The organism is Methylobacterium gregans (assembly GCF_022179245.1).
GTDB lineage: Bacteria > Pseudomonadota > Alphaproteobacteria > Rhizobiales > Beijerinckiaceae > Methylobacterium > Methylobacterium gregans.
In genome coordinates this window covers 1-4,699 of record NZ_BPQM01000199.1, presented here as the reverse complement: position 1 = coordinate 4,699, position 4,699 = coordinate 1, and the positions used below count along the sequence as shown (strand labels likewise).

Below are 4,699 nucleotides of genomic sequence, written 5' to 3'. Positions count from 1 at the left end.
GCCCGCACGGTCTCGCTGAAGGTCAGCACGATGTCGACGCCGACCGCGACGCCGGTGGCGTTGTCGGCCGGGCTCGCGCTTAGGAGGGTCGGCGCCATGGTGTCGGCGGGGGCACTGATCGCGAAGCGGGCGGTCAGCGGGTCGTGGTCGCTGGTCTGCTCGTAGAACTCGGCGTTGATGCGCGCGGGCTGGAACTGCGCGCCCGCCGCGAGCGCGCCGGTGGCGAACATGTGGTCGAGGGCCTGCGAATTGCCCTCGAACACGTAGTCGTAGCGCTGGTTCTCGGGCAGCGTGTCCTGCAGGTCGACGAGGACCGCTGTGCCGCCGGGCGTGTAGGTGGCGCTGCCGTTCCCGCTGCCGTTGAAGTTGCTGACGCTTGCCGTGCCGCGCAGGACGCTGAGGGGCTCCTCGAAGCCGTACTCGTTGAGGTCGCCCGTCACCAGCACCCGCGCGTTGGGGTTGGCGGCGAGAAGCCCGTCCACGAAGGTGTTGACCGCCTGGGCCTGGGCGGCGCGGCGGACCTCGCCGCCGTCGAGCGGCGGTTGGACAGAGCCGAACAGCACGCCGCTGCCGCCCTTCGAGGTGAAGTGGTTGTTGACGATCGTGACGGTCTGACCGTTGAAGGTGAAGTCGGCGGTGAGCGGCGGGCGCGAGGTGTAGAACGGGCTGTTGACGTTGTTGCGCTGGTCGGCGTTGGCCGCGGCGGAGGTGTCGGTGATGGCGCTGCCGTCGGCCGCGATCGTGCGCAGCGAGTTCGGGACGAGCCCAACGCGGTCGGTCCGGTAGAGATAGGCCGTGCGGATGTTGCCGCCGGGCTCGCCGCCGTTGGTGTCGTCGCCGATGAACGGGTTGTCGACGAAGGCGTATTGCGGGCCGGCACCGCCGTTCGTGGCGCGCACCGCTTCGACGATCTGCTGGAGCGTCTGCGAGGCCGAGGTGACGCTGCTGTTCGTGGCGCCGTCGTTGTCCTGGATCTCCTGGAAGGCGACGATGTCCGGGCTGTTGAGGCGGCCGGTGATCTCCTGCGCCACGGTCGCGAAGCGCGTGGCGCCGTCGCCGGGATCGAGGTTCTCGGCGTTGTAGCTCGCCACCAGCAGGTGGTCGGCATCGCCCGTCAGGGCCGAGCCCTGGCGCTGCAGCGTGTCGGAGGTAACGGTCACAGCCTGGCTCGCCAGCACCTCGTAGTTGCCGAAACTGTAGTTGACGACGCCGGTCAGGTCGCCGAGCACTGCGCCCGTGTTCACCTGCGGCGTCGCGAAGCCGAGCCCGTCGTCGATCTGGATGCGCTCAGGGTTGAAGTCGCCGCCCACCGTGTTGGTGTTGCCGAAGCTCGACTGGCCGCCGATGACCAGCACGCCGCCGCGGGGAGTGGTGCCGGTGGCGACGTAGCCGCCGGCCCCGTCGCTCGCCACCGTGTAGATCTCGCCAAAGCTGCTCGTCGGGCCGGTCGCGCGAGGCGCGCTCACCGTCACGCGCATCCCCTCCAGGCGCTCATAGAAGGCGTTGCCCGCGGCGAGGTCTTCGGTCGGCGGGGTGAGGCCGCCCGCGCCGCCGATCCGCACGGCCGCCGGGAGCGCCACGCTCGGGTCGATCACCTGCACGGTTGGCCCGGTGATCTCGGTGACGGACAGGGTACCGGCTACCGCCCCGGTCGGCGTGAACTCGGTAACCGTGCCGACGACCTCCACGAGGTTGCCGGCCACGGCCGTCGGCGCGCTCGACGTGAACACGAACACGCCGTCCGAGGTCGCCGCATCGCCGTCGCCGGTCGGGTCCTGGATGTAGAAGCCGTTCGAGGCGACACCCGTGACGACGCCGCGGGTGGTCACCCGCTGCCCGGCAAGCGGCGAGGCCGCACCAGAGCCCTGGATCGCGTAGATCGGCGTGAGGGCCGCAGCATCGTCGTTGGTAATCGTGCCGTTGGCGCTCGCGCGGCCGAGCACGGTCGAGCCGGTGACGTTGGCGAGGTTCGACAGGCGCAGCGACAGGGTCTCGTTGCTCTCGATCCGGGTGTCGCCGTTGACCGTGACGCTCACCGTCTGGCTCGCCGGCCCGCCCGCGGTAAAGCTCAGGCTGCCGGCAGCCGGGACGTAGTCGCCGTCGGCGGTGGTGGCCGTGCCGTCGGCGGTGGTGAAGTCGACGCTGAACGCGGTCGAGGTGTCCGAACGCGTCACCGTGAACGTGAGCTGCCGCGTGCCCGAGTCGCCCTCCGCGACGCTCGCATCGGCCACCGACAGGGTCGGCTGTACGGGCGCGGTTGTCGCCTGCGGCGTGAACGCGATCCCACGGAAAGCCGTGTTGGCCGGCGCGGTGGCGATGCTCGCGGCGCTGCCTGAGAGCCTGCCGCCGTAGCCGGCACTGTCGGTGAGGGCGTAGAGCGTGCCCGCGGTGCTGCCGTAGAGGGAGACGTTGGAGCCGTCGACCGAGGCGGTCAGGCCGCGCACGGACGCCGCCGTCGCCGTGCCGCTTTCGGCCCAGGCGGTGCCGTTGTAAGTGTACTTGAGGATCTGACCGCCGCTCGCGGTATCTTCGGCGACGTAGAGCGTGTCGAGCGCGGTGCCGTTGTAGCCGTAGGTCGGCGACAGGTCGGTCAGGAAGAAGCCGTAGGGCGAGCCGCTCGTCGGGATGCCCGGCAGTGGTGTGAGGGTTTGGCCGGCGGTCGTCGGCAGGCCGGTGCCGACCGCACCGATGCGCACGCTGGAGCCAGAGCTGGTGCTCGCGAAGAGCTGGCCGCCGAAGATTCCGAGCTGGCGGATGTTTGCGATGTTGGTGACGTCCCCCGTGTTGATCTGGGTGGACATGTTGGGCTCGGCGTTGAAGTCGTTGTCCGTGTAGCGAACGCCGCCCGCGCCGCCCGCCGCCCAGATGTTGGTCCCGTTCGCGCTCGCCGCACTGCGCACATTGTTGCTCGGAGCGAGGTCGCTGAGCGCCAGGGAGGTATCGACCACCCCATCCGCCCCGACGAGGCCGATCGTCCGGTTGACGGCCGCGGAGGTCGTGCCGCTCACCGACGCCGTGCCCGGTGCCGCGTCGTAACCCGTCAGCAGGATGTAGCGCCCATCGGCCGAGCGGGTGATCAAGCCCTCGGAGGTCGCCGTTCCCGACGCCACCAGAGTCTCGTTCGTCGCGCTATCTGCGATGGGCAGGGCGATCGACTGCACCAGGGTGCCCGACGGGGTGTACTCGTCGAGGAAGACGGGTGTTCCGGTGCCCGACAGCGAACCACTGCCCGTGCCCACCCGGTAGACCACGAGGTTGCCCGGCGTGAAACCAGCCATCGATCGCTCACGTTCGTCTGTTGAACCGGCGCAGAGCTGGCTAATTAAAGGTCACATTTCATTAACCAGAGCGCCTCGCTCGATATTTCTGGTCTGCAACAAGCCTATGACGGCCGATCCTGCAACTCCGAGGATGTCCACATGCGACGGGCTGAGCCGGGTCGACCAGCATCTCCAGTTTGAGATGGGGGCAGGGCCGGCAGACGATGCCCGGGAACCCCCGGCTACTCCGCGGCGGACCGGACCGGCAGCCGCCGGTTCGGGCTGACGAAGTGCAAAACGGCCCCCATGGCCCCAAATGCCCGTCCCACGGCCGCGGATGCGTTGGGCACAGGTTTCCCGCTCCGGCAATTTGCGGACCCACCACGGCGTTCTCATGAGGTGTTGCCAATTCCAATCCGCGTGAGCCTGCGCTCGGCAGCTTGTCCTGCTCGCCGGGCACCGTTGCCGGTGGAATGGCTCATCGAGGGCCGCTGATCCCTGAAGCGCGTACCAAGTCGTATAAGGCCGGCGTCGGTACTCCGTGGCTGACGATCACCACGTCAAGGTCGTACCCTCCGACGATCTGCAGGGCTCGCAACAGAGCTGCATTGATCCAGCTGTCTGCGTTGCCGAAGGCACCTCCACCCAGACGGGTCAGCAGCACCCGATTCGAGGCTCCACGCGCCGCGTTCAGCAACCCAGCCAGCAGCGTCGCTTCGTAGGCCGCCTCCAGCACCAGCGATGCGAACGGTGCCCAGCTCGCTGCCGGGTGGCGCCCGTAGGCCACCGGTAGGGCGGAGCAGAAGATCTGGCTGACGCGTGGCCCTGGGGCCGGCCCATCCGTGACCTCGACGTCAACGTGCAGCCCGACCCGCAAGAGGCCACGAAGGGCATCCAGCGTGGCCGCATCCGCCGCCTGGAGATGGCGGCCGATCTCCGCCAAGCCGTCGCGCATAGGCAGAGCGTAGCCGTTGCGCATCGACCAGAGATCCGAGACATCCGTCCCGAGGCGCGCCGCCAGCGCACGGCCGAGGTCGGCCAGCCCGTCGAGCTGCCGGTCGGCGCTCTGGCCGATCTCACCGTCCACCGGCACGAGGTAGTTGCGGTAGATCGTGGCCGCGCCCGCTGCCATCGCGCAGGCTGGCCCCTGCGTGCGGTCGTGCGCGTAGCGGGTGACGCCGTCCTCAGGTTCGACATCGGGCCCGACCATCTCCAGGAGATTGAACTGGGAGGCGACCTGGAACAGCGCGCCGCGGTTCTCGGGCGCGCGGTGCAGGGCGCGGACATCGCCCTGCACGATCGAGAGCCGCGACGGACCGGACGCCCGCGCAACCAGCGCTTGGGATCGTAGCTCGGCCAACGAGGGCAGGCTCAGCGTGCCGACACCGTAGCTGTAGCCCCCTCCGCGGCCGCTTGCGCTGCCGCGGAGGGGGCTACAG

General features: G+C 69.4%; 2 protein-coding genes. Both read right to left on the bottom strand.

Annotation, left to right across the window (positions count from 1 at the left end):
* The coding region (locus MFF54_RS27400) for a DUF8508 domain-containing protein (RefSeq protein WP_238307342.1) at positions 1 to 3,278 on the bottom strand (3,278 nt) is incomplete at its 3' end.
* 460 nt (positions 3,279 to 3,738) lie between these two features.
* On the bottom strand, positions 3,739 to 4,699 hold a 961-nt coding region (locus tag MFF54_RS27395; protein ID WP_238307341.1), incomplete at its 5' end, for a hypothetical protein.